We start from the raw sequence: 26,807 nt of genomic DNA on the forward strand, positions 1-26,807 counted from the left end.
CCGTCCACTCTACCGGCGACCGCCCCCACGACGCGATTCGACGGGATCGTGACGTCCTCCTCGCTCCCGATCGTCACCGACCCGTCGGATCGCGGGGTCGGGGCGCGGGAGACTAGCCTGCGTCCATGCCTGACGTCGCGCTCGCCGCACCCAACGAGGCGGCGGCCGACGCGGGGGAGCAGGTGGCCCTGGCCGGTGGGAACGCGGTCGACGCCGCCCTCGCCGCCGCGCTCGTGACCATGGTCAACGAGGTCGGCATCGTCTCGCTCAGCTCGGGCGGGTTCGTCACGGTCCAGCCGGCCGACGGGTCCGCGCCGGTCACGGTCGACGGGTGGATGGACATGCCGGGCCGCGGCTCACGGTCCGGCCCCTCGACGCCGGCACGGCCCGACACCGACACCGATCCCGACACCGGGACCTGGGACGTCCGCACGGACTACGGCGGCGGCGTGACGGTCACGATCGGGCCGGGCTCGGTGGCCGCGCACGGCGCCGTGGCGGCCTTCGAGGAGACGCACGCGCGCTGGGGGTCGGTGCCGTGGCGCGAGATCGTGGCGCCGGCCGTCGACGTCGCGCGCGGCGGGTTCCGGCTGGGGTCGGCGTCGCGGTACTACCTGGAGTACGTGCACGACGACATCTTCGGGTGGGACGAGCAGAGCCGGGCCTGCGTGCACGACGCCTCCGGTGCCGTCACGACCGACCTGGTGGTGGTGCCCGACCTGGCCGCGACGCTCGAGGTCATCGCGGCCGACGGTGCATCGGCGCTGCACACGGGCGACCTGGCTCGACTGATCTGTGACGACGTGCAGGCCCGCGGTGGCCTGCTGGGCCGCGAGGACCTCGCGGCGTACCGCCCGGTCGTGCGTCCGGCGCTGCGGGTGGAGCTGGGGGACTGGACGCTCGGCACCAACCCTACGCCGGCGGTGGGTGGCGTGTGCGTCGCGGCGATGCTGCGACTGCTCGACGGCACACCGCACGCCGTGGTCGACGGCCGCTGGTCCGAGGCCGACGTCGCCCGCCTCGTCGAGGTGCAGCGCGCCGTGCTGGGCCATCGGCTCGACGTGCTCGACCACAGCCACGACCTGGTGGCCGACGCGCTGGCCTACCTGGCGTCGGTGGACGACGAGGTGCGGTCGGCGGGCTCGACCGCGCACGTCTCGGCGACGGACGGTGACGGCGGTGCCTGCTCGGTCACGGTCTCGTCGGGCTACGGCTCCGGGATGATCGCGCGGGGCACCGGCATCTGGCTCAACAACTGCCTGGGGGAGCAGGAGCTCAACCCCCGCGGCCTGCACGGGCTGGAGCCGGGCACGCGCCTGCTGTCGAACATGGCGCCCACGGTCGCGCACCACCGCGACGGTGCGGCGCTGGCGATCGGCTCGCCCGGCGCGGACCGGATCTCCACGGCCGTCGCCCAGGTGGTCGCGGGCTTCGCGAACGGCGGCATGGGTCTGCAGCAGGCGGTGAACCATCCGCGGGTCCACGTGCACCGCGCCGGACGACCGGACGAGGTCGTCAAGGTCGAGACCGACCTGACGATGTACTACGGCGGGGTGGGTGCGACCCTGCTGCGCCGTGACGCGGCCGGCGAGCTGCACCTGGAGGCAGCCGCCGATCCCCGCCGGGACGGGGCCGTCCGGCTCGTGCGGTCCTGACGGACCCTCGCGACCCTCGAGGACGGGTCGGACAACCACGTGACACCGCCACTGTCACGGTCCTACGCTGCGAGCATGAACCTCGTCGGTCTGGCCACCCTGCCCCTGCGCGTGACCATCTCGGCCACGCGCACGACGTTGGCGCTGGGTCAGCTGGCCGCACCCGACGGCCCGATCCTGCGCGAGGGCGGCTACGGGACCCGCATCGCGGTGCTGATCGGCGAGGACGGCCTGCTGGAGCAGCTCGCGAAGCTGCTGGCCGACGAGCGCGGGATCATCGCGCTCGGCAACCTCGTCGCCGACATCACGTCCGAGGACCGGCCCGTCGGCAAGGCGCTGCAGCGGGACGGGCTCGTGGACCGGATGGCGTCAGAGGAGGGCCCGTTCGTGCGGCTGCTCGAGGCCGACGGCCCGCTCGACCGCGCCCTGGCCGAGGACGGACCGCTCTACCGGTTCCTCGCGCCCGGAGGCTCGCTCGACCGCCTGCTGGCACCGGACGGGCCGCTCGAGCGGCTGACGGCGCCGGGCGGGCCTATCGAGCGGATGCTGGTGCCCGGCGGGCCGCTGGACCGCATCCTCGAGCAGGACGGCACGCTCGAGAACGTGCTGAAGCCCGGCGGCCTGCTCGAGAAGCTGCTCGAGGAGGAGGGCATCCTCGAGAACCTGCTGATGCCGGGCGGGACGCTCGACCAGCTGGTCTCCCTGGGGGCGACGTTCGACGCGATCGTGCCGCGGCTCGAGGCGCTGGGCAACGCCATCCCCAACCTCAACCAGGCGGTCGCGGTGCTGAGCGGAGCCGTGGAGCCTCTCGGGACGCTCGCGCAGCGACTTCCCGGTGGACGTCGACGCGGCGTGCTCGCCTCCGCATCGCCGTCGTCACCGACGACGGCGACCTCCGACGACCTCTACGGCAGCGAGTGAGCACGCCGGCACGGACCGACGTCGTCGGGCGGTGGCTGCCCGAGGGCGGCCCGCCGCGCGCGTTCCTCGAGCTGCGCGACAACGGCGACCTCGCCGGGCACGACGGCTGCAACCGCTTCGGCGGCCAGCAGTGGTCGCTCGACGGCAAGAAGGTCGTCACGAGCGGCGCACGCGTCTCGACGCTGATGGCCTGCCCCGACGTCGACACCTGGCTCGGCCAGGCGACCACCTTCGTGTGGGACGACGGCCACCTGCGCGCCGTCGGACCCGACGGCACCGACCTCGGCGTCCTGCTCACCGACCCGGACTGAGCCGGTCGGACGTCACTGGGTGAACGTGGCCGCTCCCTTGCGGAGACGCTCGACGGTGTCCCGGGCGAGGCGCTGCGCGAGCTGCTCCGCGGCGTCGGCGTCGCGGCCCGGTGCGGACATGCTGACGAACACGCCGACCACCACGCGTCCCTCGCCCACCAGGAGGCTCACGACGCGCTGGGCCGGGTCGCCGGTCTCGGCCGAGTCGAGCCGGTAGGAGCTCAGGTAGCCGTCAAGCCCCTGCACGGTGACGTCGCCGAGCGACCCCTCGCCCGAGCTCGCCGGGACCTCGCGGCCGCCGCCGACGGGCTCGGCGGGGATGTCGAACGTTCCGTCGTAGGGCTCCTGGTCCTTGCGCAGACCGGCCATGAAGGTGCGGGCCGCCTCGGCGTCGTCGAGCAGGTTGAGGTTGACGACCGCGACGTCGTTGGGAGCACTCGTGGTGCCGTTGCGCTCGATGTCCACGGGGTTGCCGACGGAGTCGAGGCGCACGGAGAACGCCCAGAACGGATGACCGACGTCGGACCCGGCGCACTTCTCCTCGTCCTTCGGGCACTGGAAGTCGACCTCCGAGGCGCCCGGCACCTGGTCCAAGGTGGGCAGGGCGCCCTCGATCGCGGCCTCCTCGGTGGGCAGCGGTGCCGGGCTGGACGCGGACGCCGTCGGCTCCGGGTCGGATCCCCCCTGACCGCATCCGGCGAGGACGGCGAGGACGGCGAGAGCCGTCGTGGCGAGTCGAACCGAGCGGCGCATGAGTCGTTCCCCCTGGGTGGCGTAGGGGCATCGTGGCACGCCGTGACCCGGGTTGCCGTGGAGACCAGCCGTGGCAGGCTCGAAGCATGGACATCGTCATCATCGGGGGCGGCCTCGCCGCGGCCAAGGCGGCCGCCGCCCTGCGCGAGAACGGGCACGACGGAGCACTCACGATCGTGGGCGACGAGGACCGGCTGCCCTACGAACGGCCGCCCCTGTCGAAGGACGTCCTGCTCGGCGAGGCGCCGCTCGACGACGCCACGGTGCAGCCCCAGGAGTGGTACGACGAGCACGACGTCCGCCTGGTCACCGGGGTGGCGGCCGAGCGCCTCGACGTCGAGGCGCACCGCGTGCACCTCGCCGACGGCCAGGTGGTCCCGTACGACAAGGCGGTCCTCGCCACGGGCGCGCGGCCCGCCGTCCCGGACTCCATCGCCGGCGGGGCCGACGCGTACTTCCTGCGCAACGCGGCCGACGTCGAGAGGCTGACGGCCGCGTTCGCGGACGCGTCGTCGGTGATCGTGGTCGGCGGCGGCTGGATCGGTCTCGAGGTCGCCGCCGCCGCGCGGCACCACGACCTGAGCACCACCGTCGTGCTCCGCGGCGACGTGCCGCTCGCGTCGGTCATGGGCGAACGCCTGGGCCGCTACTTCGCGGACGTTCACACGTCGCACGGGGTCACGCTGCGCACCGGCGAGCGGGTCGACGCCGTGACCGCACGCACCGTCCGCCTCGGCGGTGGCGAGGTGCTCGAGGCCGACGTGGTCGTGCTGGGTGTGGGCGCCACGCCCAACGTCGAGCTGGCGGAGGCGGCCGGGCTGCTCGTCGACGACGGCGTGGTGACCGACGAGCACTTCGCGACCAGCCACCCCGACGTGCATGCCATCGGCGACGTCGCCTCGACGCTCCACACGGGTCGCGGCGAGGCCGTCCGGGTCGAGCACTGGGACGACGCGGTGCGCCAGGGCGAGGCCGTGGCGTCGGTGCTGCTCGGCCAGGACGCGGCGTACGACTGGGAGCCGTACTTCTTCACCGACCAGTACGACCTGGGCATGGAGTACGTCGGCCACGGGTCGGGCGACGACGACGTGGTGGTCCGCGGCGAGCTGGACGACGGCGCCGGGGACGGCGAGTTCATCGTCTTCTGGCAGCGCGACGGCGTCGTGACCGCGGCCATGAACGTCAACATCTGGGACGTCCAGGACGACCTGCGCGCCCTCGTCGGCCAGGAGGTGTCGGCCGAGCGCCTCGCCGACCCGAACGTCGAGCTCGCCGACCTCGCCTGACGGCGGATGAAGATTCCCAGGTCGACCTGGGGACCGTGCAGACGCACGGGTTGCTACCCGTGCAGTCGTAGGGAAACCGTGCAGTCCAGAGATTTCCAGGTCGACCTGGGAATCTTCCGGGACGGGTCAGACCTCGGCGACGTGGACGACGGCGTCGCCGCTGTTGACCACGGGGGCCTCGGTGCGGCCGATGACGACGCCGGACCGCTCGGCGTGGACGAGGCGCACCCGCTTGCCGAAGGAGTCGAACAGGCCACCGATGCGCTGGCCCTCGGTCACGTGCTCGCCGAGGGCGACCTCCAGGTGCAGCATGCCGGTGCCGCGGGCCCGCACCCAGCTGCTCCTGTACGACGCCTGGCTGGGGGCGGGCGGATCCTCGTCCACCGGCTCGGTCATGCCGAGCGCGGCGAGCACCCGACGGACGCCGCGCACGCCGGCGTCGATCGCCCAGGCGTCCATGCGCCACGCCTCGCCCGCCTCGTAGAGGAGCACGGTCGCACCGGCCTCGCGCGCGGCCGCCCGCAGCGACCCGTCACGGATCTTGGCGTGCAGCATCACCGGTGCGGCGAACGCCTCGGCCAGCTCACGGGTGCGGTCGTCCTCCAGGTCGGCGCGGATCTGCGGCAGGTTGGTCCGCCGGTCCGACCCCGTGTGCAGGTCGATGCCGACGTCGCACTTGGCCACCACCTCGGTCATCATCAGGTGCGCGATGCGGGAGGCGAGCGACCCGCGGGCCGAGCCCGGGAACGAGCGGTTCAGGTCGCGGCGGTCGGGCAGGTAGCGGTCACCGGTCATGAAGCCGAGCACGTTGACGATGGGGATCGCGATGAGCGTGCCCCGCATCGACTTGGGGTCGATGTCGGCGAGCACCTGGCGGATCACCTCTACGCCGACCGCCTCGTCGCCGTGGATCGCGGCGTCGACCCACACCGTGGGACCGTCCTCGCGGCCGTGCACCACCCGCACCGGCAGGTCGACGTCGGCGCCGGTCACGAGCCGGGTGATGGGCAGCGACACCGCCTTGGCCTGCCCCGGGCGCACCCGGATCGGCCCGATCTCGAACGACGGACGCGCCATCATCGACCCCGGTTCCGGCGACGGACCCGCACGGGCGGTCGGCCACCGAGGTAGGACTCGCTGGAGTCGACGAGGTACCCCTGCGCCAGGGCCTCCCGGCCGACCAGCATGCGGAAGCCCATCTCGTCGCGCCGCGACAGCGTCACCTCGGACGGCACCACCCGGCCGGCGAGCGTGAGGTCGAGGACCACCACGTAGCGCTCCTCCACGTGACCCGACGACGAGCGGACCTCGCGCAGGTCGAGCACGTCGAGCTCCACCTGCACGGGATCCTCGTCGGTGCCCTGCCAGGGGTGGATGCTGAACCGCACCCGGCCGTGGTCGTCGGGCTCGATGTCGAAGGCGTGCAGCGACGACGTCCGGGCGCCGGTGTCGATCTTGGCCTTGATCCACGGGACGCCGAGGTCGGGGAGACGGACCCACTCCCGCCAGCCGACCAGGGTCTGGTCGAGCAGACCGCCGTCCGGCCCTGCGGCTGGGGCGGGGGTGTAGGAAGGTGGGTGCGTCAATCGTCCGTCCTTCCAGCTCGGGGAGTCCATGAAACTCGCGATCCTGTCACGTGCGCCTCGCTCGTACAGTACGCAGCGCCTGCGCACCGCGGCGCTCGACCGGGGCCACACGGTCAAGGTCCTCAACACGCTGCGCTTCGCGATCGATCTCTCCGGGCCCGAGCCCGACCTGCAGTACCGCGGCAAGCCGCTGTCGCACTACGACGCGGCGCTGCCCCGGATCGGCAACTCCATCACGTACTACGGCACGGCCGTGGTGCGCCAGCTCGAGCAGATGGACGTCTTCACGCCCAACACGTCGTGGGGGATCCAGAACTCGCGCGACAAGCTGCGCGCCAGCCAGATCCTGTCGCGCCACGACATCGGCATGCCGGCCACGACCTTCGTGCGCGACCGGGCCGACGTGATCGCGGCCATCGAGCGGGTCGGTGGGGCGCCGGTCGTCATCAAGCTGCTGGAGGGCACCCAGGGCATCGGCGTGATCCTGGCGCCCGAGATCAAGGTCGCCGAGGCGATCATCGAGACGCTCCAGAGCACGCGGCAGAACGTGCTCATCCAGCGCTTCGTCGCCGAGAGCAAGGGCCGCGACATCCGCGCCCTCGTGGTCGGCGACCGGGTCGTCGCGGCGATGCGCCGCGTGGCCAAGGGCGACGAGTTCCGCTCCAACGTGCACCGAGGTGGCTCGGTGGAGGCGGTCTCGCTCGACCCGGAGTACGAGCGGGTCGCCGTGCGCGCCGCCCAGATCATGGGCCTGCGGGTGGCGGGCGTCGACATGCTCGAGGGCGACGACGGCCCCCTGGTCATGGAGGTCAACTCCTCGCCGGGCCTCGAGGGCATCGAGTCGGCCACGAACCTCGACGTCGCGGGCGCGATCATCGACCACATCGACAACCAGGTCGCGTTCCCCGAGATCGACGTGCGCCAGCGGCTCACCGTCTCCACGGGGTACGGCGTGGCCGAGCTGCTCGTCCAGGCGGCCTCCGACATGGTGGGCAAGCCGCTCGGCGAGAGCGGCCTGCGCGACCGCGACATCTCGGTGCTCACCCTGCAGCGGGGCACCCAGGTGATCCCGAACCCGCGGCGTTCGCACGTCCTGGAGGCGGGTGACCGGCTGCTGTGCTTCGGCAAGCTCGAGGAGATGCGCTCGATGATCCCCAGCCGACGCCGGCGCACCCGCAAGGTCAAGCGTCTGCCCAAGGACCCGATCCACGAGCCCTGGCCGACCGTCGAGCCCTGAGCCCTGAGCCTTGAGTGCTGGGCCGTGGGGTGCGGGGCGGGGAACATCGGCCGCCCGCGCCGCGTTGGCCACCTGACGTGAGCGCTCTCCTCGAACCCGTCACCCTGCGCGGCGTCACCGCCCGCAACCGCATCTGGCTCGCACCGATGTGCCAGTACTCGTGCTTCGCCCGCGACGGCGTGCCGACCGACTGGCACCTCCTGCACCTGGGCGCCCGCGCGACCGGCGGCTTCGGCCTGCTGGTCACCGAGGCGACCGCCGTGGTGCCCGAGGGTCGGATCAGCCCGGAGGACACGGGGCTGTGGAACGACGAGCAGCAGGAGGCCTGGGCGCGCATCGTCGACGTGGTGCACGCGGAGGGCACGCCGATCGGGGTGCAGCTCGCGCACGCCGGCCGCAAGGCCTCCACGTTCGCCCCCTTCGCGCACCCGCGCGCCGCGACCACGGGCGAGGGCAGCGTCGGGCTCGACGAGGGCGGCTGGGAGACGGTCGCCCCGTCCGCGCTCGCCTTCCCCGGATACGCCACCCCGCGGGCCCTCGACCTCGAGGAGGTGCGGGCGATCCCGGGTCACTTCGCCGACGCGGCCCGTCGGGCCGATGCCGCCGGCTTCGACCTGGTGGAGGTCCACGCCGCCCACGGGTACCTGCTGCACCAGTTCCTGTCGCCGCTGTCGAACCAGCGCGACGACGAGTACGGCGGCTCGTTCGAGGGCCGCACCCGCCTGGTGGTCGAGGTCGTCGACGCCGTGCGCGCCGTGTGGCCCGACGAGAAGGCGCTGGCCGTCCGGTTCTCGGCCACCGACTGGCTCGACGACGGCTGGACGGTCGACGAGACGGCTCGGCTGTCGCGGCTGCTGGCCGACCACGGCGTCGACGTCGTGGACGTCTCGAGCGGCGGTCTGCTCCCGGCCGAGATCCCCGTGGGTCCCGGCTACCAGGTGCCGCTGGCCCGCGAGGTGCGCGAGGGCTCCGGGCTGCCCACGGGCGCCGTCGGTCTCATCACCGACCCGCAGCAGGCCGACGACGTGCTCACCCGTGGCGACGCCGACCTCGTCCTGCTGGCCCGCGCGGCGCTGCGCGAGCCCGCCTGGCCGCAGCGCGCCGCCCACGAGCTCGGCGACGCGCCCGACGGCCTCTACCCGCTGCAGTACGAGCGCGGCACCTGGCGCTGACGCCCGTTCCTCGTCCGGTCCTCGGGCGACAGCGCACCGCCGGACGGGTCAGTATGGGGGCGTGGACGACGCGACCTGGACCTTCGAACGCGCACTGTGGCGCGACGGCGCCTGGCACTTCGTCACCGTCCCCGAGGACGTCTCCGACGAGGTCGAGGAGCGCTTCGGCGCCACGGCCGCAGGGTTCGGGTCGGTCCGGGTCGAGGTGACGATCGGCGGGTCCACGTGGCGCACGTCGGTGTTCCCGTCGAAGCAGCACCGCGCCTACGTGCTGCCGGTCAAGAAGGCCGTGCGCACGGCGGAGGACGTGCACGAGGGCGACGTCGCGTCGCTGATCCTGCGCGTCGTCACGGGCTAGGTTCCCTCCATGGAGAACGAGCACGGCGCGGCGCGGAGCCTGGCCTGGGGCGGGTCGCTGGGCGGTCTGTGCGCCTCGCTGCTGGTCGTGGTCCTCTCCGGCGGTCTGGTGGCCTACGTCTCGCCGCGGTTCGAAGGCGATCCCGCCGCGGTGGTGACCGCCCTCCAGGCCGACGGGCTCACGACCTTCGCCCTCTGGCTCCTGCTGCTGAGCGGGGCCGTGCTGGTCGGGTGCTCCGCGGGGTCGTGGTGGCTGCGTCCGCAGGGCCTCGACGGAGGGCGCGCGGGTGCTTCAGTCCTCGGTGCGCTCGTCGGCTTCGCTGCCGTGGTGCTCTTCCCCTTCGCCCTGGCGCTCTACCTGGCGGGCGTTCGCTGAGCCGCTCGCACGGACATGCCCGACGACCGGGGCCGCCCCGCCGATAGGATTCAGTCCGTGACCGACGCATCGCCCGACAGCACGCGCCAGCTCGACACCGTCGCCCACGCGCAGGAGACGCCGGAGCGTGAGCTGCCGTGGGCCGAGCTGGGGCTCAAGCCCGACGAGTACGACCGCATCGTCGAGATCCTGGGGCGGCGTCCCACGGGCGCCGAGCTGGCCATGTACTCGGTGATGTGGAGCGAGCACTGCTCGTACAAGTCCTCCAAGGTGCACCTGAAGAAGTTCGGCGAGCTGCCGCAAGAGACCCCGCTGGGCAAGACGCTCGCCGGCATCGGCGAGAACGCCGGCGTCATCGACATCGGCCAGGGCTACGCCGTCACGTTCAAGGTCGAGTCGCACAACCACCCCAGCTACGTCGAGCCGTACCAGGGTGCGGCCACGGGCGTCGGCGGCATCGTCCGCGACATCCTTGCCATGGGAGCGCGCCCCGTCGCGGTCATGGACCCGCTGCGCTTCGGACCGCTCGACGCCCCCGACACCGCCCGGGTGCTGCCCGGCATCGTGGCCGGCGTCGGCGGCTACGGCAACTGCCTCGGCCTGCCCAACATCGGTGGCGAGGTGGTCTTCGACGAGACCTACCTCGGCAACCCGCTCGTCAACGCGCTCTGCGTGGGCGTGCTGCGCCACGAGGACCTCCACCTCGCGTTCGCCTCGGGCGTCGGCAACAAGGTCGTCCTCTACGGCGCCCGCACCGGCGGCGACGGCATCGGCGGCGTGTCGGTCCTCGCGTCCGAGACGTTCGACGCGGATGGCCCGGCCAAGCGGCCCAGCGTGCAGGTCGGTGACCCGTTCATGGAGAAGCTGCTCATCGAGTGCACCCTCGAGCTGTTCGCGGCCAAGGTCGTCAACGGCATCCAGGACCTCGGCGGCGCCGGTCTGTCGTGCGCCACGAGCGAGCTGGCCAGCGCCGGCGACGGCGGCATGCACGTCGAGCTCGACACCGTGCCCCTGCGCGACCCGTCGCTCTCGCCGGAGGAGATCCTCATGAGCGAGAGCCAGGAGCGCATGATGGCCGTCGTCGAGCCGGAGCACCTCGACGCGTTCATGGCGATCTGCGAGAAGTGGGACGTCGAGGCCGTCGTCGTCGGTGAGGTCACCGACGGGGAGCACCTGGTCATCGACTGGCACGGCGAGACGATCGTCGACGTCCCCCCGCGCTCCGTCGCGCACGACGGACCCACCTACGAGCGCCCCTACGCGCGCCCCGACTGGCAGGACGCCCTGCAGGCCGACACCGCCGAGGCGCTGCCGCGTCCGGCCACCGGCGAACAGATCGGCGAGCAGCTGGTGCGGGTCGTCACGAGCCCCAACCTCGCCGACCCGTCGTGGGTCACCGACCAGTACGACCGCTACGTGCAGGGCAACACGGTCCTGGCCCAGCCCGAGGACGCCGGCATGGTCCGTGTCGACGAGCGGAGCAACCTCGGCGTGGCCGTCTCGACCGACTGCAACGGCCGCTTCGCCAAGCTCGACCCGTACGCGGGGGCCCAGCTGGCGCTCGCCGAGTCGTTCCGCAACGTCGCGGTTACCGGCGCCCTGCCCCTGGCCGTCACGGACTGCCTGAACTTCGGCTCCCCGGAGGACCCGGCGGTCATGTGGCAGTTCGAGCAGGCCACGCACGGACTCAAGGACGGGTGTGCCGAGCTCGGGATCCCCGTCACCGGCGGCAACGTGAGCTTCTACAACCAGACCGGCGAGACGGCCATCCTGCCGACCCCCGTCGTGGGCGTGCTGGGTGTCATCGAGGACGTGCGCCAGCGCGTCCGCCAGGGCTTCACCCGCGATGACGACCACCTGCTGGTGCTCGGCGAGACGCGGGAGGAGCTGTCCGGCTCGTCGTGGGCCGACGTCGTGCACGGTCACCTCGGCGGGCTGCCCCCCACGGTCGACCTCGCCGCCGAGCAGGCGCTCGCCGCGGTCGTGCGCGAGGCCGGTCGGCGCGGGCTGCTCACGTCGGCGCACGACCTGTCCGACGGCGGTCTCGCCATGGCGCTGGCCGAGGGTGCGTTCGCGCACGGTGTCGGCGTGCGGGTCGTGCTCGACGACGACCCCTTCGTGCAGCTGTTCAGCGAGTCCGCCGCGCGCGCCCTGCTGGCCGTCCCCGAGCACCACCACGACGAGGTCGCGGAGATCGCGGCCGAGCACGGGGTCGAGCTGACGTCGATCGGTCGCACGGGCGGCTCGGCCTACGAGGTGGCCGGTCAGTTCACGATCGACCTCGAGGACCTGCGCGACGCGTGGAGCGCCACGCTGCCCGCGGTGCTCGGCCCCGTCCTCGGCGGCTGAGCCGCGTGGCGCGCCCGTCCACCCTGCTCACGCCGGAGGTCGTCGACGGCCTGCTGGCCCGGCTCGACGACGGTGACGACGCTCGCGAGGTGGTCAAGCCCCTGGTCAAGCACTACCTGGGTGCACTGGCCCAGCGGGCGCCCGGTCGCAGCGTGGAGGTGCGGGTCCCGCCCTTCGCGGCCGTCCAGTGCATCGAGGGCTCCACGCACACCCGCGGCACGCCGCCGGCCGTCGTGGAGATGGACGCGGCCACCTGGATCGCCCTGGCCCGCGGGTCACTGGCGTGGAGCGAGGCGTCGGCCGACCGGACGCGGGTGCGGGCCTCGGGGCAGCGCTCGGACCTCTCGCCCCACCTGCCGCTCGACGACGCGTAGCCGCCCCGTCGGGGGGGCAGGGTCGGACGGGCCGGCGCGGACCGGGACCGAGCCGCAGCCGTCAGAGGTTGCCGCGGCGCAGGAGTGACCACTGCGACGAGGTCACCGTCTGCAGTGCGGCCTGCTTGTTGTCGCGGCGCAGCTGCTGGGCGGCCCTGACCGTGGCGGTGTCGAGCACGCCCTTCACCGACGGCGCGTAGCCGGCGGCGCGCAGCGAGCGCTGCAGCCGCCAGACCGCCGAGCCCGTCGAGCCGTACTTCAGGACCTTCGGCGTCGAGCCCTCCGCGAGGAGTGCGGTCCACACCGGACGACTGACGACGCCGTTGCGGCTCCAGCCCTTGCTCGCGCGGTACGCGTTGATGCCCGAGACGGTGCCGGACCCGACCTCGCCCGTCACGGACTTCTTGAGGCCGCGCTCCTGGAGCAGGCACTGCAGGGCCTCGACGGCCTTGCCCTTCGAGCCCGCGCGCAGCGTCGGGTAGGACGCGAGCGTGAGGTCGACACCGCAGGACCGCGGTTCCTTGGTGGCCACGGACCCCGTGCCCACGCGCATCAGGTTGCGGTCGATGGTGAGGCGGTGCCCGCCGTACGTCTCGTTCACGTTGTTGTGGAACTGGTGGATGCGGGCGTTCTTCCAGCCGGTGTCGGACAGGTACGGACCGCCGTCCACGTTCGCCACCTTGTTCGTCCACGCGAACCACACCTGGTCGAACTGTGTGAAGCCCGAGAACTTCTTGGCGCCGGAGCGGACGTCGTCGACGAGCTTGATGGCGGCCGAGCCGCTGGAGTAGATCCCGGAGCGGAACTTCGACGCCTTCAGGGTCTCGGTCCAGGCGTCGGAGAACGCGAGCACGGCGTTGTCGCACGTCGTGGTCCGGGCGTACCACTCGATGTCGAGGTAGGCCACCGAGCCTGCGCCGAAGCCGTACTTCTTGAGGGCGGCGATGGCCTCGCGCGCGTCGGCGGCACCCTGCTTGCGGGCCGTCGTCTGCGACGTCGACATCCTCTTCTTCTGCACGCGGCTCTGCGGGTTGTTCTTGAAGCAGGGCGACTGGTAGCCCACGTGGATCGGCATGAAGCCCCACCCGGCGTCGGCGTTGTGCTGGACCCACGACTTCGAGAGGTTCGGCTGGTAGCGGTCCCCGCAGTAGCGGGAGTTGCCGGACACGTAGATGCCGACGGCCGAGTAGGGCGAGTCGCGCATCCACGCGTCCATGACCGTGGTGCTCGGCGCGACGCACGCGTCGAAGGCGTAGGCGGTCCGGTCACCGGGCGCCGCCGGAGTGGCCGCCGAGGCGGGCCCGGGCAGGGCGAGCGTGACGAGGACGGACGCGAGGAGCGCGCAGGCGAGGGTCAAGGCCTGCCGCCCTGCGCCGAGGTGAGACGGGGGGGAAGTCACCGTAGGCATGGTCCGAAGGCTACGGAACGTGTGGCGTCCTGTCAGGTGCACGAGGGATTCGCGCCGCGGCGTCCGAGCGGCAGGTTCGTGGCGTAAAACATTCGTAACCAGAGTTCATCCGACCGCGAGGGAGACGAAAGCCGCTCGGGCATGTATCCTTGAGGCACAACGGTCCCGGCCCACACCCCTGGAGGGTCGGGACCGTTTTAATGTCCTCTCCCGTGTGGTGACCGGGATCGAGTCAGACCTGGCGGCCGTCGCTCGGCCAGTAGCCCTTGCGCAGGTCCCGCTTGAGGATCTTGCCCGAGGGGTTGCGGGGCAGGGCCTCGACGACGTCGACCGTGCGGGGGGCCTTGTAGTGGGCCAGCCGTTCACGGGCGAAGTCGATGAGCTCCTGCGGGTCCACGGTGTGCTCGGGCCGGAACGCCACGACGGCCTTGACCGTCTCGCCCCACCGGTCGTCCGGGACGCCGATGACCGCGGTCTCCAGCACGGCCGGGTGCTCGGCGAGCACGCGCTCGACCTCGGGGGAGTACACGTTCTCCCCGCCCGTGATGATCATGTCCTTCACGCGGTCCTCGATGAACACGAACCCGCCGTCGTCGACCCGACCGATGTCACCCGAGCGCAGCCAGGGGCCGCCTCCGTCGTCGGCCGCGACGAGCAGCTCGGCGGTGGCCTCGGGGCGGCCGAGGTAGCCCACGGTGTTCTGCTCGGTCCGCCACCACAGCTCACCCGATCCGCCCGGCTCGACGTCCTGGAGGGTGGTGACGTCGACGACGCGCAGCTCGACCCCGGGGATGGGTCGACCGGCCGAGACGAGGCGCTCCGGGTGCTCGGCGTCGCGGTGTGCCGCGTCGTCGAGGATGGTGACGACGCCGCCCATCTCCGTCATCCCGTAGACCTGCATGAACGCGGTGTCGGGCCAGTGCTCGATGGCACCGCGCAGCACCGGCAGGGGCATGGGGGCCGCGCCGTAGGAGAACGCCTTCAGCCGGCTGAACAACGCCATGGCCTGGGGCCCGGCCTGCAGCAGGGCCGCCACGACGGCGGGGACGAGGAACGCGTGGGTGGCCCCGGCCATCATCGCGCCGGCCAGCAGCTGAGGATCGACCTCGCGGATGATGTAGCCGTGGGTGCCGGTCGCGGGACCGAACAGGGCGTACGACGAACCGCCCACGTGGAACATCGGCATCGCGACCAGCATGGTGTCGTCGGGTCCGTACTCGATGTCGCCCATGGCGCTGAGCGTGTGCACGACCATGTTGTGCTGGGTGAGCATGACGCCCTTGGGCCGGCCCGTGGTGCCCGAGCTGTACATGACCAGGCACACGTCGTCGGGGTCGACGCCGGGCTGGCGCTCGACGGGGGTCGCCGCTGCGAGCCACGCCTCGAGCTCGTCGTCGTCGCCCCCGACCACGACGATGCGCTCGACGCCGACCAGGCGGTCGCGGATCAGGTCGATCGACGGGGCCAGCTCGTGGCCGACGAAGAGGATGCGGGCCCCGGCGTCGTTGATGACGTAGTCGAGCTCGTCGCCGGCCAGCCGCCAGTTGACGATCGCGTTGGCCGAGCCGAGCAGGCAGCACGCCTGGGTCGCAGTGAGGATGGCCGGGTTGTTCTTGTCGAGGAAGGCGATCCGGTCGCCGCGCACGATGCCCTCCGCCTGCAGCGCCCCGGCGAAGCGTCGGACGTCGTCCCAGGCCTCGCCCCAGGTCCACGTGCGCTCGAGGTAGGTCCAGCAACGGCCGTCCGGGTCGTGCTCGGCGCGGTACGCGTGGAAGTCGGTCAGGTACGTGGCGTCGGGCAGGTCGGGCACGGCGTCTCCTCTGTGGCGTGGGTCACGCCAGCCTAGGGGCTCCTGACCCCACGGTGAAGCAGCTTCCCGGTACCGGATTCGGCCCGTCGTGAGTACTGGGACAACCGTTCAGGAGCCTTCGACGACCGTGGCGATCCGCTCGAGCGTGCGCTCGATGTTGCGCTTCGTGGAGCGAGGCATGTTGCCGCGCCGCAGGGCGACGCGCTGGCGGTCGCGGCTGATGTCCCACGTCTCGCGGACGATCGTGCTGCTGCCCTGGTCGACGAGCTCGTAGCGCCAGACCCGGCCGCCGATGAGGCCGAACAGGCCGGTGGTGCGCCACGCGATGCGTCGGTTCGGCTCGTACTCGACGACCTCGTTCTTCGTCGAGTACGGCAGACCCATCTTCATCGACATGCCGAACACCGAGCCCATGTACAGCGGCTCGCTCTCGTTGCTCGTGCCCTGGACCGTTCCGGAGCCGTCGATCTCACGGTGCCGTGCGGCGTCGGACAGCAGGGCGAAGATGCGCTCGGCGGGGGCGGCGACGAGGCGCTCGGCCGTGACCTGGTCGGTGGACATGGGCTCATCGTGGCGGAGGTGGGGCGTGCCCGCACGCCAAGCAGGGGTGCGCGGGTCAGCCGAGCACGAACGCGAGCCAGAAGCCGAGTGCGGTGGCGATCCCGACCCACCATCCGCCCTCGCGGTAGGCCTCGGGGAGGAGCGTGTCGGAGAGCACGGCCAGCGTCGCGCCGCCGGCCACGGCCTGGGCCACCGCCACGGCGGCCGGGGAGACCGCCCCGCCTGCGGCGTGCGCACCGACGGTCACGAGGGTCAGCAGCACGCCGACGGCCGCCCACAGCGCCAGCCCGCGGCGAGGCCCGAGTCGCTCGTCGTCGCGGAGGGCCGCAGCGCTCGCGATGGCCTCGGGCGTGTTGCCGACGGCGATCGCGACCAGCAGGGCCAGACCACCCTCGCCCAGCGAGACCCCGAGCGCGGTGTTCTCCGGCACGCCGTCGAGGAAGGCCCCGAGCAGCAGGCCCATGCCGACGGCCGAGGTGCCCGCCCGACGGTCCAACAGATGGCTGAGGACCACGTAGATCCCGGCACCGCCGAGCAGGGCGATCCCGGCCCGGACGGCGTCGAGGGCCTCGAAGGCCGGCCCGAACAGCTCCTGGGAGGCTGCGGCGATCATGGTGCCGGCCCCGAACGACATGAGGGCGGCGAGGGCTGCCTGGGGGATCCGCCACCGCAGGCCAGCTGCGGCTCCGACGACCAGCGGGACGGCCGTGGCGGCGCCGTACAGAGCAGCGGTGAGCACCCCTCCACGCTAGGACCGGCGGCGCGGTCGTGCCTGTCGGTGGCCCGGTCCTGACGTTCTGCGGGTGCGCTGGTGTGGGAGGTCCGAACCCGCTGCTGCGCTGTCTGGACTCGCGCCGGGGGTGGCCTCCGAAGGGCCTCGACCGAGCGGCTGGAGGAGTCCTCGGGTCGGGTCCTCGGGCTGCGGCTCGCCCGGGGGTAGGGCTCGTACCTCATCTCGACGCTTCGAGGTTCGCCATCTACCTCTGACGGCCTGGTTCGGTGCGCCACCTACCTCCCACTGCCGACCACGTCACGCCCAGGACGGTTCCGGGGCCTCGCGCAGGCCCCTACACTGGAGCGGTGGCACGCGGAGACGGTCGGCTGACGCACGACATCGATCCCCAGGACGTCGGACCCCAGGACGCCTGTGGCGTGTTCGGGGTGTGGGCCCCTGGTGAGGAGGTCGCCAAGCTCAGCTACTTCGGCCTCTACGCCCTGCAGCACCGCGGCCAGGAGTCCGCCGGCATCGCGGTGAGCAACGGCAAGCAGATCCTCGTCTACAAGGACATGGGCCTGGTCTCCCAGGTCTTCGACGAGTCGACGCTGGAGTCCCTCAAGGGGTCGGTCGCGATCGGCCACGCGCGCTACAGCACCACGGGCGCCAGCGTCTGGCAAAACGCCCAGCCGACGTTCCGCCCCACGGCGCAGGGGTCGGTCGCCCTCGCCCACAACGGCAACCTCACCAACACCGCCGAGCTCGTGACCATGCTCGAGGAGCGGACCGCCCAGCAGGCTCCGGACCGCCGCGGCAAGGGCGAGACCGCCACCACCGACACGTCGGTCATGGCCAGCCTGCTCGCCTCCTACCGCGACCGCTCGGTCGAGGAGGCGGCCATCGAGGTCCTGCCGAAGCTGCGTGGCGCGTTCTCGCTGGTGTTCATGGACGAGACCACGCTGTACGCCGCACGCGACCCGCAGGGGATCCGACCGCTCGTGCTGGGTCGCCTCGAGCGCGGCTGGGTGGTCGCCAGCGAGACGGCGGCCCTCGACATCGTCGGTGCGTCCTTCATCCGCGAGATCGAGCCCGGCGAGTTCATCGCGATCGACGAGAACGGGCTGCGCACCGAGCGGTTCTCGCCCGCAGCGCCCAAGGGCTGCATCTTCGAGTACGTCTACCTCGCGCGCCCCGACACCACGATCTCGGACCAGCGGGTCTTCTCCGTCCGCGCCGAGATCGGACGCCGCCTCGCCCGTGAGCACCCCGTCGACGCCGACCTGGTCATCCCCGTGCCGGAGTCGGGCACCCCTGCGGCCATCGGCTTCGCCGAGGAGAGCGGCATCCCCTTCGGCCACGGGCTGGTCAAGAACTCCTACGTGGGCCGCACGTTCATCCAGCCGTCGCAGACCATCCGCCAGCTCGGCATCCGGCTCAAGCTGAACCCGCTGCGCGACGTCATCGCCGGCAAGCGCCTCGTGGTGGTCGACGACTCGATCGTGCGCGGCAACACGCAGCGCGCCCTCGTGCGGATGCTGCGCGAGTCCGGCGCCGCCGAGGTGCACGTGCGCATCTCGAGCCCGCCGGTCAAGTGGCCGTGCTTCTACGGCATCGACTTCGCCTCGCGCGCCGAGCTCATCGCCAACGGCATCAGCGTCGACGAGATCTGCCGCTCCATCGACGCCGACTCGCTCGCCTACGTCGAGCTCGACCAGCTGGTCGAGGCGACGAACGTCCCCAAGGACAAGCTGTGCCGGGCCTGCTTCGACGGGATCTACCCCGTGCCGCTGCCCGAGGACGACTTGATCGGCAAGCACCTGCTCGAGTCCGACGTCACGCCGTTGAAGGTGATCCAGTGACCAGTGCCGCCGATCCCACGACCACGGAGCCGAGCGCGTACGCCGCGTCCGGAGTCTCGATCGAGGCGGGCGACCGCGCCGTCGAGCTGATGAAGGAGTGGGTCGACAAGGCTCGGCGCCCCGAGGTGGTCGGTGGCATCGGCGGCTTCGCGGGCCTGTTCGACGCGTCGGCCCTGAAGGACTACCGCCGGCCGCTGCTCGCGACGTCGGCCGACGGCGTGGGCACGAAGGTGCAGATCGCCCAGCGCATGGACGTGCACGACACCATCGGCTTCGACCTGGTCGGGATGCTCGTCGACGACCTCGTGGTCTGCGGTGCCGAGCCGCTGTTCATGACCGACTACATCGCGTGCGGCAAGGTCGTGCCCGAGCGCATCGCCGACATCGTGAAGGGCATCGCCCAGGCGTGCGCCGAGTCCGGCACCGCGCTGCTCGGCGGCGAGACCGCCGAGCACCCCGGACTGCTGCACCCCGACGAGTACGACGTGGCCGGCTCCACCACCGGTGTGGTCGAGGCCGACGCGCTGATCGGCGCCGAGCTCGTCCGCCCGGGCGACGTCGTCGTCGCCATGGCGTCCTCCGGCCTGCACTCCAACGGGTACTCGCTCGCGCGCCACGTGTTCTTCGGGACGGCGCAGTGGTCCCTCGACCGCGACGTGCCCGAGCTGGGTGCCACGCTCGGCGAGGCCCTGCTGACGCCCACGCGCCTGTACACGCTGCCGTGCCTCGACCTCGTGCGGCGCACGCAGACGCACGCCATGTCGCACGTGACCGGCGGTGGGCTCGCGGCCAACCTCGAGCGGGTGGTCCCCGAGGCCGTCTCGGTGCGCGTCGACCGGGGCACCTGGGCGCGGCCGGCGATCTTCGACCTGGTGGCCGACCTGGGTGGCGTCTCGCAGGGCGACCTCGAGGAGGCGCTCAACATCGGCGTGGGGATGGTCGCCCTGGTCGCGCCCGACGACGCCGACGCGGCCGTGCGCCTGCTGGGCGAGCACGGCGTGGAGGCCTGGATCGCCGGCGACGTCGCCGAGGCGGGCGTGCACGGACCGGGCGGCAGCGTCACGCTGGCCGGGACACACGCCTGACTCTTCGACCCGGTGCCAGCGACGTTGGCAGGGTTTGGGTAGGGTGGGCCCCACGACATACTGACGATTTCTTTCTGCGAGGGGGTCGGACCCATGGGGCGCGGCCGTGCAAAGGCAAAGCAGACCAAGGTCGCACGCGACCTGAAGTACCGGACCTTTGATCCGGACTTCGACGATCTGCAACAGGAACTCCACCACGACTCCGGTGACCCGATCCCGGACCAGTACGCCGATCTCGCCCAGAAGTACGGGGACGAAGCCGCCAGCTGACGCGGTCCGGCCGTGGTTCCGCGGCCGTCGTCGTGGGGCGGTCGTGGGCTGGCGTCTGCCCGCGAGGGTGGGTCCGGCGGTGCACTCCGTCGTCGGCGTGCTCTGCGGGTGTGCCTGCTCGGCTGGGGTCGTGTCCTGCGGCTGCGACGACGCGGCTCCGCGTCGACCTGCGCTCCGAGAGGAGCCTCGACCGGCGGCGGGGCCTGCGCTGTGTCTGGGTCCTCCGGCCGCGGGCGCGCAGGATGATGCGTTCGGGCCGTCCTGACCGCCTCGGTGCCTCATCGTGCGCCGGTCGGGGCCGTCAGAGGTAGGTGGCGCGCGTTATTCGCCGTGCGCAGGTAGGTGGCACGCGGATACGGGGCGCCATTCCGCGTGCTGCCTACCTCTGACGCGCCCATTCCGCGCGCCACCCACCTCCGACGTGCTCATTCCGCGCGCCACCTACCTCTCACCCGCAGTGCCCTGGGTGGGGGAGCCGGCGCCCCGCGGGGTCAGGCGGAGCGCGACAGCCGGCTCGGCCACCAGAACCGGCGGCCGCACCAGGCGACCAGGGCCGGCGTGACCAGGCCACGCACCACCACGGTGTCGAGCAGCACGCCGAAGCCGACCAGCACGCCCAGCTGGGCCAGCAGCACCAGTGGCAGGACACCGAGGACGGCGAACACGGCAGCCAGCAGGATGCCGGCACTCGTGATCACGCCACCGGTGACGGCCAGGGCCGTGACGATCGACCCGGTCGCGTCCCCCGTCCGACGCATCTCCTCCCGTGCGCGCGCGGTGAGGAAGATGTTGTAGTCCACGCCGAGCGCCACCAGGAAGACGAAGGCCAGCAGCGGGGTGCCCACGTCCATCGCCGACCAGCCGAGCACGTGGTCGAACACGAGCCACCCCACGCCGAGGGCCGACAGGTAGGACAGCACCGTCGTCGACGCCAGCAGCAGGGCCGCGACCACGGAGCGCAGCAGCAGGAGCAGCATGCCGAGCACGACGGCCAGGACGACCGGGATGATGACGCCGCGGTCCCGGGCTGCGGTGTCGGCCTCGTCGAGGGCCTCGGCGTCCTGGCCACCGACCAGGGCGTCGGGGTCGACGTCCTGCACGGCGGTGCGCAGCAGCCCGACCGTCCGCAGGGCCGCTTCGCTGGACGGCTCGTCGCTCAGCACCACGCTGACCTCGGCGATCCCGTCGCCCTCGCGGCCCACCTCGGCCGAGCGGACGTCGGGCACGTCGCCCGCGGCACGGGCCACCTGCTCGGCCCGCTCGGGTGTGGTGACGATGCTCGTCGGCGCCGACGAGCCGGCCGGGAAGGCCGACGACAGCGTCTTCTGCGCGGTGATCGACTCCGGGGTGTCGAGGAACTGCTCGTCCTGGCCGAGGCCGGTGCGCAGCCCGAGCGTGCCGAGGGCCATCAGGACCAGGATCACGAGGCCGCTGACGGTCACGACGACGGGACGACGGGTCACGGTCGTGCCGACCCGACGCCAGAGCCCACGCTCGGACGGGTCGGGGTCGCCGACGCGGGGCACGAACGGCCAGAACAGCCAGCGTCCGGGCAGCGTCATGGCGGCGGGGAGGACGACCAGGGCGAAGAAGACGGCCACGACGATGCCCGCAGCACCGGACAGGCCGATGCGGCTGACGAACGGCGCGTCGGCCAGGAGCAGCGCCAGCAGGCCGATCACGACCGTGCCGGAGCTCGACAGGATGGCCGGTGCGGCTGCGCCGACGGCCTGACGCATGGCCTCGCGGCGATCCTCGTGGCGGCGCAGCTCCTCGCGGTAGCGCGCGATGAGCAGGAGTGCGTAGTTGGTGCCGGCGCCGAACACGAGCACCGACGTGATGCCGGTGGTCGAGCCGTCGATCGGGATGTCGGTCAGGCCCGAGATGGCCTCGACGACCTTCGCGGCCACGCGGTCGCCGAGCCCGATGACGATCAACGGGACGAGCCAGAGCCACGGGCTGCGGTACGTGACGATGAGCAGCAGGGCCACCACGATCGCGGTCGCGGCGAGCAGGCGGAAGTCGGCGCCCTCGAAGACGGCGCCGAGGTCGGCCTGGACGGCCGGGGCGCCCGTCACCTCCGCGGTCAGGCCGTCGGGCAGGGCCTCGCGGACGTCGGCCCGCAGGTCCTCGATCCGCTCGGAGTTCTCGTCGGTGCCGACGCCTCCGGGCAGGGGGACGGTGAGCAGGGCGACCGTGCCGTCCTGCGACGGGACGGGTCCGGCGACCTCGCTGTCGAAGGACGATCCCAGGTCCCGCGAGAGCCGACCCAGGGCAGCCAGCTGCGTGCGGTCGATGCGCTCGCCGCCGTTGGAGACCACGACGATCGCGGGAGCGTCCTGGCCTCCGGGCAGGTCGGCGAGCCGGTCGCGCGCGATCGCGGACTCGGCGTTGTCGGGCAGGTTCACGGAGGCGTCGGTGCTCTCCGTGGGCCCGGGGGCCAGAATGAGAACGGCTGCCGAGAGCACGAGCCCGAGCAGCAGGACGACGACGGACCGCCTCGGACCGACGAGTCGGGCGAGGGGGAAGGTTCGATGATCGAAAGTTTCCACGATGGAAGGATAGGATGGGCCGCATGAGTGCGCAACACGGACCCCCCGAGGGCGACCGGGCCGACGTCGTGCGCCAGCTCCGAGACCTGTCCGAGCGGTCCACGCGCTACGCCGAGCGCGCCGGCGCCGCCCACGGACTGCACCGGTCCGACCTCACGGCGCTGTCGGTGCTGGCTCGCGCGCACGAGGACGGGCGGGCCCCGCTGACCCCCGGCGTGCTCGCCCGCGCCCTCGCGCTGAGCCCGTCGGCCACGACCACGTTGCTCGACCGCCTGGAGCGTTCCGGCCACGTGGAGCGTTCCCACGACGAGGTCGACCGCCGTCGGGTCAGCCTGGCCATGACGCGTTCGGCCGGCGAGGCGGCCCGCGCGATGTTCGGGCCCATGGCCGCGTCGATGGACGCGGCCATGGACCAGTTCGACGACGAGGAGCTCGCCGTCGTGCGCCGGTTCCTAGGCGCGATGATCGACGTCATCGACGCCCAGGAACCGCGCGCGCAGGACCCCTGATCGACGGCGCTGAGGGTCAGCGTGGCAGGTGGATCTGGCCGAGGCGACCCACGTCGCGCATGCGCTGCTCCGCCTGGCGGTCCGCGGCCTCGGCGGTCGTGATGCTCTCGGAGGCGGCCCGGTCGAGCACGGCGAGGGTCGTGTCGAAGATGCCCGTGGCACGGGCCTTCGCGCGCTCGAAGCTGAACCCCTGCGGGTCGAGCTCGTCGGCCACCTGGATGACGCCGCCGGCGTTCACGCAGTAGTCGGGGGCGTAGACGACACCCTTCTCGGTGAGCAGCTTGGCGGTGCCGTCGTGCGCGAGCTGGTTGTTGGCGCCGCCGCAGACCACGCGGGCCGACAGGACGTCGACCACGTCGTCGGACAGGGCCCGCCCGAGCGCGCACGGCGCGTAGACGTCGAGCGGCTCGGCCACCAGGGCCTCGGTGGAGGCGACGACGCGCACCTGCGGGAAGCGCGCGGTGAGCCGCTCGATCGCGGCGGTGTCCACGTCGGTGACGACGACGGAGGCGTCCTCGGCCACGAGGTGCTCCACGAGGTGCTTGCCGACCTTGCCGACGCCGGCCACGCCCACGGTACGGTCGGCGAGGGACGGGCTGCCCCACGCGTGCTGGGCGCTGGCGCGCATGCCCTGGTAGACGCCGAAGGCGGTGAGCACGGAGGAGTCGCCGGCGCCGCCGTGCTCGACGGTGCGGCCGGTCACGTAGGAGGTCTCGCGGGCGATGACGTCCATGTCGGGGCTGAAGGTGCCCACGTCGCACGCGGTGTAGTAGCGACCGTTGAGCGACTCGACCATGCGACCGTAGGCGCGCAGCAGGGCCTCGGTCTTCTGGGTGCGCGGGTCGCCGATGATGACGGCCTTGCCGCCGCCGAGGTCGAGCCCGGCGAGCGCGTTCTTGTAGGCCATGCCCTGGCTGAGCGCGAGCACGTCGGCGAGGGCGTCGGCCTCGCTCGCGTAGGGGTGGAAGCGGGTGCCGCCGAGGCCGGGGCCGAGGGCGGTCGAGTGCAGGCCGATGATGGCCCGCAGGCCGCTGGCCTCGTCGTGGCAGAAGACGACCTGCTCGTGCGGATGGGCGAAGACGGACGTGGTCACGGAGTGCTCCTGGTGTGCTGGGCCCCGGTGTGGGTGGACGGGGCGCTGGTGGTGGCCCTCGGGGTGGTGAGGACCTCCTCGGATGCTACTCCCGTCCGGACGCTCGACGCACGGATCGATCAGTCGCGCGTGCGGCGCGCGAGACGCTTGTCCATCCGGCGGATGCTCGGGGTGATCACCTTGGTGAGCGCCCCGGGCAGCACCGACATGCCGGCCTCGGTGACGGCGCCGCCGAGGCTGGTGACCCGCGTCGGCCGCTCGGTGGCGGCCTTGACCAGCCAGCGAGCCGCCTTGTCGGGCGTCATCATCGGCATGGCGGCGTAGATGCTCGTGGCCCCGGACATCTCCGTTCGCACCATCGGAAAGTACACGACGGTGGTGGTCACGCCCTCGTGGCCGTGCTCGGCGAGCAGGGACCGCGCGAACGACTCGAGGGCGGCCTTGCTGCCGAGGTAGGCCGAGAAGAGCGGGATCGGCAGCTGGGACGACATGGTCGAGGAGAACACGACGTGGCCGCGTGACCCGTCGATGCGGTCCTGCTCGAGGAAGCGGGGCAGCAGGGCCAGCGTGAGCCGCACCGCGCCGAGGTAGTTGATCGCCACGGTGCGCTCGTAGTCGTGCAGGCGGTCCGTGGAGTCGCGGATCGAGCGTCGGATGGACCGGGCGGCGTTGTTGACGAGCACGTCGATGCGTGGGTGCTCGGCCAGCAGCTGGTCGACGACCCGGGCGGTGTCGGCGTCGTCGGTGAGGTCGACGGGGTAGGTGCAAGCCGTGCCGCCGGCCTCTCGCACGCGAGCCGCGACGGTGTCGAGCTCGTCGGCGCGACGGGCGAGCAGGCACACGGTCCAGCCGCGCTCGGCCAGCTGCACCGCCGCCTCGGCGCCGATGCCGCTCGAGGAGCCGGTGACGACCGCGACCTTGGACCGTCGGACTCGCGGACTCATCGCGTGGCCACGGCGGACGCGTCGACGAACAGGGCACCGATGAGCCGGCCCACGCGGTCGACCATGTCGGCGGCCGTCTGCTCGGGGTGGTCGACCCACCAGTCCATGAGGGAGTCGACGATGCCGAGCCAGGTGGCGGTCATGGCCGACACGTCGAGCTCGTCGGTGACGCCTCCCAGGGCGAGCAGCTCGCTCACGCCCTCGTGGGCCAGCTTGTCGAGACGCTCGGTGTGTGCGCTGACCACGCCCACGACCTCGCTCGCGGTAGGCGCGGTGCGGTCGTGCAGGAGCCGCCAGACGTGACGGCGGTCCTCCAGCACGGCGAACATCCCCGCGAGCGTGCGGACGCCGCGCTCGATGCCCACGACGTCCTCCCGCGCGATGCGCTCGATCTCGTCGCCCAGGAGGGTCCCGGCGCGGTCGAGGCACGCGGCGTAGAGGCCCTCCTTGGAGCCGAAGTAGTTGTAGACGAGCGGCTTGGAGATCCCGGCGGCGCGCGCGACGTCGGCGATGTTGGTGGCCGCGAAGCCGTCGGTCCCGAAGGCCACGGATGCGACGTCGAGGATCTGCTCCTCGCGCTCGGCACGGGGGACCCCCTTGGTGCCGGCGTTGGGTCGGACGGCCATGCCCGAACTCTAGCGGACGAGTATGAACACGTGGTAACTTACCCGAAAGTCATATGCCCGGACGGTGACGCCCGGGGTGGATGTCGACGTCGGAGGACGCATGGACGATTTGCTGGACCCGCTGAAGAACCCGGTGACCTACGCCGCGCCGTTCTTCGTGCTGACCATCCTCATCGAGTTCGCGGCCCTCAAGTGGCTCGACCACGACGACAACACGACCGGCTACGCCCTCAAGGACGCCCGCACGTCGATCTCGATGGGCGTCCTCTCCCTGGTCTTCCTGACGGCGTTCAAGGTCGTGACGTTCTTCGGCTTCGTGGCCGTCTACGTCTACGTCGCGCCGTTCCAGCTGCCCACGGACACGTGGTGGTACTGGGTCCTGGTGATCCTGGGCGTGGACCTCGGCTACTACTGGCACCACCGGTTCAGCCACCGGGTCCGCATCGCGTGGGCCGGGCACCAGGCGCACCACTCCAGCGAGTTCATGAACTTCGGCACCGCGCTGCGGCAGAAGTGGAACCCCTGGTTCGAGTTCTTCTTCTGGCTGCCGCTGCCGCTGCTCGGCTTCGCGCCGTGGACGCTCTACGTGGCGTTCGGCTTCAACCTGATCTACCAGTTCTACGTGCACACCGAGCTGGTCACGAAGCTGCCGAGGCCCGTCGAGTACGTGTTCAACACGCCGTCCCACCACCGGGTGCACCACGGCAGCGACCCCGAGTACCTCGACAAGAACTACGGCGGCATCCTCATCGTGTGGGACCGGCTGTTCGGCTCGTTCACCGAGGAGCGACAGCGCCCCACCTACGGCCTGACCAAGAAGGTCGAGACGTACAACCTGCTGAAGCTGCAGTACGGCGACTACGTCGAGATCGTGCGCGACGTGCGCTCGGCCCACGGGTTCCGCGACAAGCTCGGCTACCTGTTCGGCCCGCCCGGCTGGACGCCCGCCGACCACTCGGAACCGGAGCAGACGGTCCTGCCCCGGCGCTGACGCGGGG

General features: G+C 72.1%; 26 protein-coding genes and 1 pseudogene. 16 read left to right on the forward strand and 11 right to left on the reverse strand.

Translation table 11 applies throughout. The features are described from left to right. Nucleotides 1–125: 125 nt before the first annotated feature. From ASF37_RS08485 to ASF37_RS17340, 3 genes are all read left to right on the forward strand, one after another. Nucleotides 126–1,655 carry a gamma-glutamyltransferase gene (locus tag ASF37_RS08485; protein WP_056579871.1) on the forward strand — a complete coding sequence of 510 codons (1,530 nt, stop codon included), beginning with the start codon at nt 126–128 and terminating at the stop codon, nt 1,653–1,655. A gap of 75 nt (nt 1,656–1,730) precedes the next feature. Next, on the forward strand, nt 1,731–2,576 hold the full coding sequence (locus tag ASF37_RS08490) for a hypothetical protein (RefSeq protein WP_056556151.1): 846 nt from the start codon (nt 1,731–1,733) through the stop codon (nt 2,574–2,576). Next, on the forward strand, nt 2,573–2,887 hold the full coding sequence (locus ASF37_RS17340) for an META domain-containing protein (RefSeq protein ID WP_055963695.1): 315 nt from the start codon (nt 2,573–2,575) through the stop codon (nt 2,885–2,887). Before ASF37_RS08490 ends, ASF37_RS17340 begins: the two co-directional genes overlap by 4 nt. Before the next feature lie 12 nt (nt 2,888–2,899). Here the strand turns inward: ASF37_RS17340 and ASF37_RS08500 are convergent, their stop codons facing one another. Continuing rightward, nucleotides 2,900–3,679: a hypothetical protein gene (locus ASF37_RS08500; protein WP_156368148.1), complete on the reverse strand. Its 780-nt coding sequence runs from the start codon at nt 3,677–3,679 to the stop codon at nt 2,900–2,902. A gap of 47 nt (nt 3,680–3,726) precedes the next feature. Between ASF37_RS08500 and ASF37_RS08505 the strand changes: the two genes are divergently transcribed. Then, nucleotides 3,727–4,926: an NAD(P)/FAD-dependent oxidoreductase gene (locus tag ASF37_RS08505; protein ID WP_056579875.1), complete on the forward strand. Its 1,200-nt coding sequence runs from the start codon at nt 3,727–3,729 to the stop codon at nt 4,924–4,926. 126 nt (nt 4,927–5,052) lie between these two features. Here the strand turns inward: ASF37_RS08505 and ASF37_RS08510 are convergent, their stop codons facing one another. Then, entirely contained in the window at nt 5,053–6,003 is a 951-nt protein-coding gene (locus ASF37_RS08510) for a succinylglutamate desuccinylase/aspartoacylase family protein (RefSeq protein ID WP_156364867.1), read from the reverse strand. After that, complete coding sequence (locus ASF37_RS08515) at nt 6,003–6,542, reverse strand: RimK/LysX family protein (protein WP_082480286.1); 540 nt, start codon at nt 6,540–6,542, stop codon at nt 6,003–6,005. The genes ASF37_RS08510 and ASF37_RS08515 overlap by 1 nt, the downstream gene beginning before the upstream one ends. Between ASF37_RS08515 and ASF37_RS08520 the strand changes: the two are divergent. The 7 genes and pseudogenes from ASF37_RS08520 to ASF37_RS08545 all read left to right on the forward strand — a co-directional run. Then, a pseudogene (locus ASF37_RS08520) lies at nt 6,541–7,401 on the forward strand (RimK family alpha-L-glutamate ligase); the annotation flags it as partial. The gene ASF37_RS08515 and the pseudogene ASF37_RS08520 sit on opposite strands and share 2 nt — an antisense overlap. Nucleotides 7,402–7,464: 63 nt before the next feature. Continuing rightward, entirely contained in the window at nt 7,465–7,749 is a 285-nt protein-coding gene (locus ASF37_RS17730) for a cation:proton antiporter regulatory subunit (protein ID WP_369797004.1), read from the forward strand. A gap of 77 nt (nt 7,750–7,826) precedes the next feature. After that, the gene (locus ASF37_RS08525; protein ID WP_056579876.1) at nt 7,827–8,921 is read left to right on the forward strand and encodes an NADH:flavin oxidoreductase/NADH oxidase; all 1,095 of its coding nucleotides are present in this window, start codon (nt 7,827–7,829) and stop codon (nt 8,919–8,921) included. Nucleotides 8,922–8,982: 61 nt separating this feature from the next. Further along, nucleotides 8,983–9,279: a DUF1905 domain-containing protein gene (locus ASF37_RS08530; RefSeq protein WP_056579878.1), complete on the forward strand. Its 297-nt coding sequence runs from the start codon at nt 8,983–8,985 to the stop codon at nt 9,277–9,279. Between the two features lie 9 nt (nt 9,280–9,288). Next, nucleotides 9,289–9,654: a hypothetical protein gene (locus ASF37_RS08535; RefSeq protein ID WP_056579879.1), complete on the forward strand. Its 366-nt coding sequence runs from the start codon at nt 9,289–9,291 to the stop codon at nt 9,652–9,654. Nucleotides 9,655–9,711: 57 nt separating this feature from the next. Beyond that, nucleotides 9,712–12,003, forward strand: coding sequence for a phosphoribosylformylglycinamidine synthase subunit PurL (gene purL / locus ASF37_RS08540; protein WP_055963719.1), 2,292 nt, complete (start codon nt 9,712–9,714; stop codon nt 12,001–12,003). A gap of 5 nt (nt 12,004–12,008) precedes the next feature. Continuing rightward, entirely contained in the window at nt 12,009–12,377 is a 369-nt protein-coding gene (locus ASF37_RS08545; protein WP_055966188.1) for a sterol carrier family protein, read from the forward strand. A 61-nt stretch (nt 12,378–12,438) separates the two neighbouring features. On the opposite strand, the gene ASF37_RS08550 is transcribed toward ASF37_RS08545, so the two are convergent. From ASF37_RS08550 to ASF37_RS08565, 4 genes are all read right to left on the reverse strand, one after another. Next, complete coding sequence (locus ASF37_RS08550) at nt 12,439–13,785, reverse strand: glycoside hydrolase domain-containing protein (RefSeq protein ID WP_082506450.1); 1,347 nt, start codon at nt 13,783–13,785, stop codon at nt 12,439–12,441. A gap of 232 nt (nt 13,786–14,017) precedes the next feature. Beyond that, nucleotides 14,018–15,595, reverse strand: a complete 1,578-nt coding sequence (locus tag ASF37_RS08555) for an AMP-binding protein (protein WP_055963725.1) — start codon at nt 15,593–15,595, stop codon at nt 14,018–14,020. A 108-nt stretch (nt 15,596–15,703) separates the two neighbouring features. Continuing rightward, on the reverse strand, nt 15,704–16,156 hold the full coding sequence (locus ASF37_RS08560; RefSeq protein ID WP_056579885.1) for an SRPBCC family protein: 453 nt from the start codon (nt 16,154–16,156) through the stop codon (nt 15,704–15,706). A gap of 55 nt (nt 16,157–16,211) precedes the next feature. Beyond that, complete coding sequence (locus tag ASF37_RS08565; RefSeq protein WP_056579887.1) at nt 16,212–16,895, reverse strand: ZIP family metal transporter; 684 nt, start codon at nt 16,893–16,895, stop codon at nt 16,212–16,214. Nucleotides 16,896–17,236: 341 nt separating this feature from the next. Here ASF37_RS08565 and purF point away from each other — a divergent pair, with 341 nt between their 5' ends. From purF to ASF37_RS16830, 3 genes are all read left to right on the forward strand, one after another. Next, nucleotides 17,237–18,730: an amidophosphoribosyltransferase gene (gene purF, locus ASF37_RS08570; protein WP_056579889.1), complete on the forward strand. Its 1,494-nt coding sequence runs from the start codon at nt 17,237–17,239 to the stop codon at nt 18,728–18,730. Next, nucleotides 18,727–19,815, forward strand: a complete 1,089-nt coding sequence (purM, locus tag ASF37_RS08575) for a phosphoribosylformylglycinamidine cyclo-ligase (protein ID WP_055963738.1) — start codon at nt 18,727–18,729, stop codon at nt 19,813–19,815. Before purF ends, purM begins: the two co-directional genes overlap by 4 nt. Before the next feature lie 93 nt (nt 19,816–19,908). Next, nucleotides 19,909–20,085, forward strand: coding sequence for a DUF3073 domain-containing protein (locus ASF37_RS16830; RefSeq protein ID WP_082480278.1), 177 nt, complete (start codon nt 19,909–19,911; stop codon nt 20,083–20,085). A gap of 491 nt (nt 20,086–20,576) precedes the next feature. Here the strand turns inward: ASF37_RS16830 and ASF37_RS08580 are convergent, their stop codons facing one another. Beyond that, the gene (locus tag ASF37_RS08580; RefSeq protein WP_082506451.1) at nt 20,577–22,637 is read right to left on the reverse strand and encodes an MMPL family transporter; all 2,061 of its coding nucleotides are present in this window, start codon (nt 22,635–22,637) and stop codon (nt 20,577–20,579) included. 23 nt (nt 22,638–22,660) lie between these two features. On the opposite strand from ASF37_RS08580, the gene ASF37_RS08585 reads away from it, so the two are divergent. Next, nucleotides 22,661–23,146 carry a MarR family winged helix-turn-helix transcriptional regulator gene (locus ASF37_RS08585; RefSeq protein WP_162239949.1) on the forward strand — a complete coding sequence of 162 codons (486 nt, stop codon included), beginning with the start codon at nt 22,661–22,663 and terminating at the stop codon, nt 23,144–23,146. Between the two features lie 16 nt (nt 23,147–23,162). Here ASF37_RS08585 and ASF37_RS08590 read toward each other — a convergent pair whose 3' ends face one another. From ASF37_RS08590 to ASF37_RS08600, 3 genes are all read right to left on the reverse strand, one after another. Continuing rightward, entirely contained in the window at nt 23,163–24,239 is a 1,077-nt protein-coding gene (locus tag ASF37_RS08590) for a Glu/Leu/Phe/Val dehydrogenase dimerization domain-containing protein (RefSeq protein WP_056579892.1), read from the reverse strand. 119 nt (nt 24,240–24,358) lie between these two features. Beyond that, nucleotides 24,359–25,183 (reverse strand): SDR family NAD(P)-dependent oxidoreductase, encoded by an 825-nt coding sequence (locus ASF37_RS08595; RefSeq protein ID WP_055963752.1) that lies wholly within the window; start codon nt 25,181–25,183, stop codon nt 24,359–24,361. Next, nucleotides 25,180–25,809 (reverse strand): TetR/AcrR family transcriptional regulator, encoded by a 630-nt coding sequence (locus ASF37_RS08600; protein ID WP_055963757.1) that lies wholly within the window; start codon nt 25,807–25,809, stop codon nt 25,180–25,182. The genes ASF37_RS08595 and ASF37_RS08600 overlap by 4 nt, the downstream gene beginning before the upstream one ends. Nucleotides 25,810–25,909: 100 nt before the next feature. Between ASF37_RS08600 and ASF37_RS08605 the strand changes: the two genes are divergently transcribed. Further along, entirely contained in the window at nt 25,910–26,800 is an 891-nt protein-coding gene (locus ASF37_RS08605) for a sterol desaturase family protein (protein WP_056579894.1), read from the forward strand. Nucleotides 26,801–26,807 lie beyond the last annotated feature (7 nt).

Source organism: Aeromicrobium sp. Leaf289, assembly GCF_001423335.1.
In the GTDB taxonomy this organism is placed as follows: domain Bacteria; phylum Actinomycetota; class Actinomycetes; order Propionibacteriales; family Nocardioidaceae; genus Aeromicrobium.

Coding starts and splice junctions, on each gene's coding strand:
- ASF37_RS08485 (WP_056579871.1), top strand. CDS start 126: ATGCCTGACGTCGCGCTCGCCGCACCCAACGAGGCGGCGGCCGACGCG.
- ASF37_RS08490 (WP_056556151.1), top strand. CDS start 1,731: ATGAACCTCGTCGGTCTGGCCACCCTGCCCCTGCGCGTGACCATCTCG.
- ASF37_RS08505 (WP_056579875.1), top strand. CDS start 3,727: ATGGACATCGTCATCATCGGGGGCGGCCTCGCCGCGGCCAAGGCGGCC.
- ASF37_RS08510 (WP_156364867.1), bottom strand. CDS start 6,003: ATGGCGCGTCCGTCGTTCGAGATCGGGCCGATCCGGGTGCGCCCGGGG.
- ASF37_RS08515 (WP_082480286.1), bottom strand. CDS start 6,542: ATGGACTCCCCGAGCTGGAAGGACGGACGATTGACGCACCCACCTTCC.
- ASF37_RS08535 (WP_056579879.1), top strand. CDS start 9,289: ATGGAGAACGAGCACGGCGCGGCGCGGAGCCTGGCCTGGGGCGGGTCG.
- ASF37_RS08550 (WP_082506450.1), bottom strand. CDS start 13,785: ATGCCTACGGTGACTTCCCCCCCGTCTCACCTCGGCGCAGGGCGGCAG.
- ASF37_RS08560 (WP_056579885.1), bottom strand. CDS start 16,156: ATGTCCACCGACCAGGTCACGGCCGAGCGCCTCGTCGCCGCCCCCGCC.
- ASF37_RS16830 (WP_082480278.1), top strand. CDS start 19,909: ATGGGGCGCGGCCGTGCAAAGGCAAAGCAGACCAAGGTCGCACGCGAC.
- ASF37_RS08585 (WP_162239949.1), top strand. CDS start 22,661: ATGAGTGCGCAACACGGACCCCCCGAGGGCGACCGGGCCGACGTCGTG.
- ASF37_RS08595 (WP_055963752.1), bottom strand. CDS start 25,183: ATGAGTCCGCGAGTCCGACGGTCCAAGGTCGCGGTCGTCACCGGCTCC.
- ASF37_RS08600 (WP_055963757.1), bottom strand. CDS start 25,809: ATGGCCGTCCGACCCAACGCCGGCACCAAGGGGGTCCCCCGTGCCGAG.
- ASF37_RS08605 (WP_056579894.1), top strand. CDS start 25,910: ATGGACGATTTGCTGGACCCGCTGAAGAACCCGGTGACCTACGCCGCG.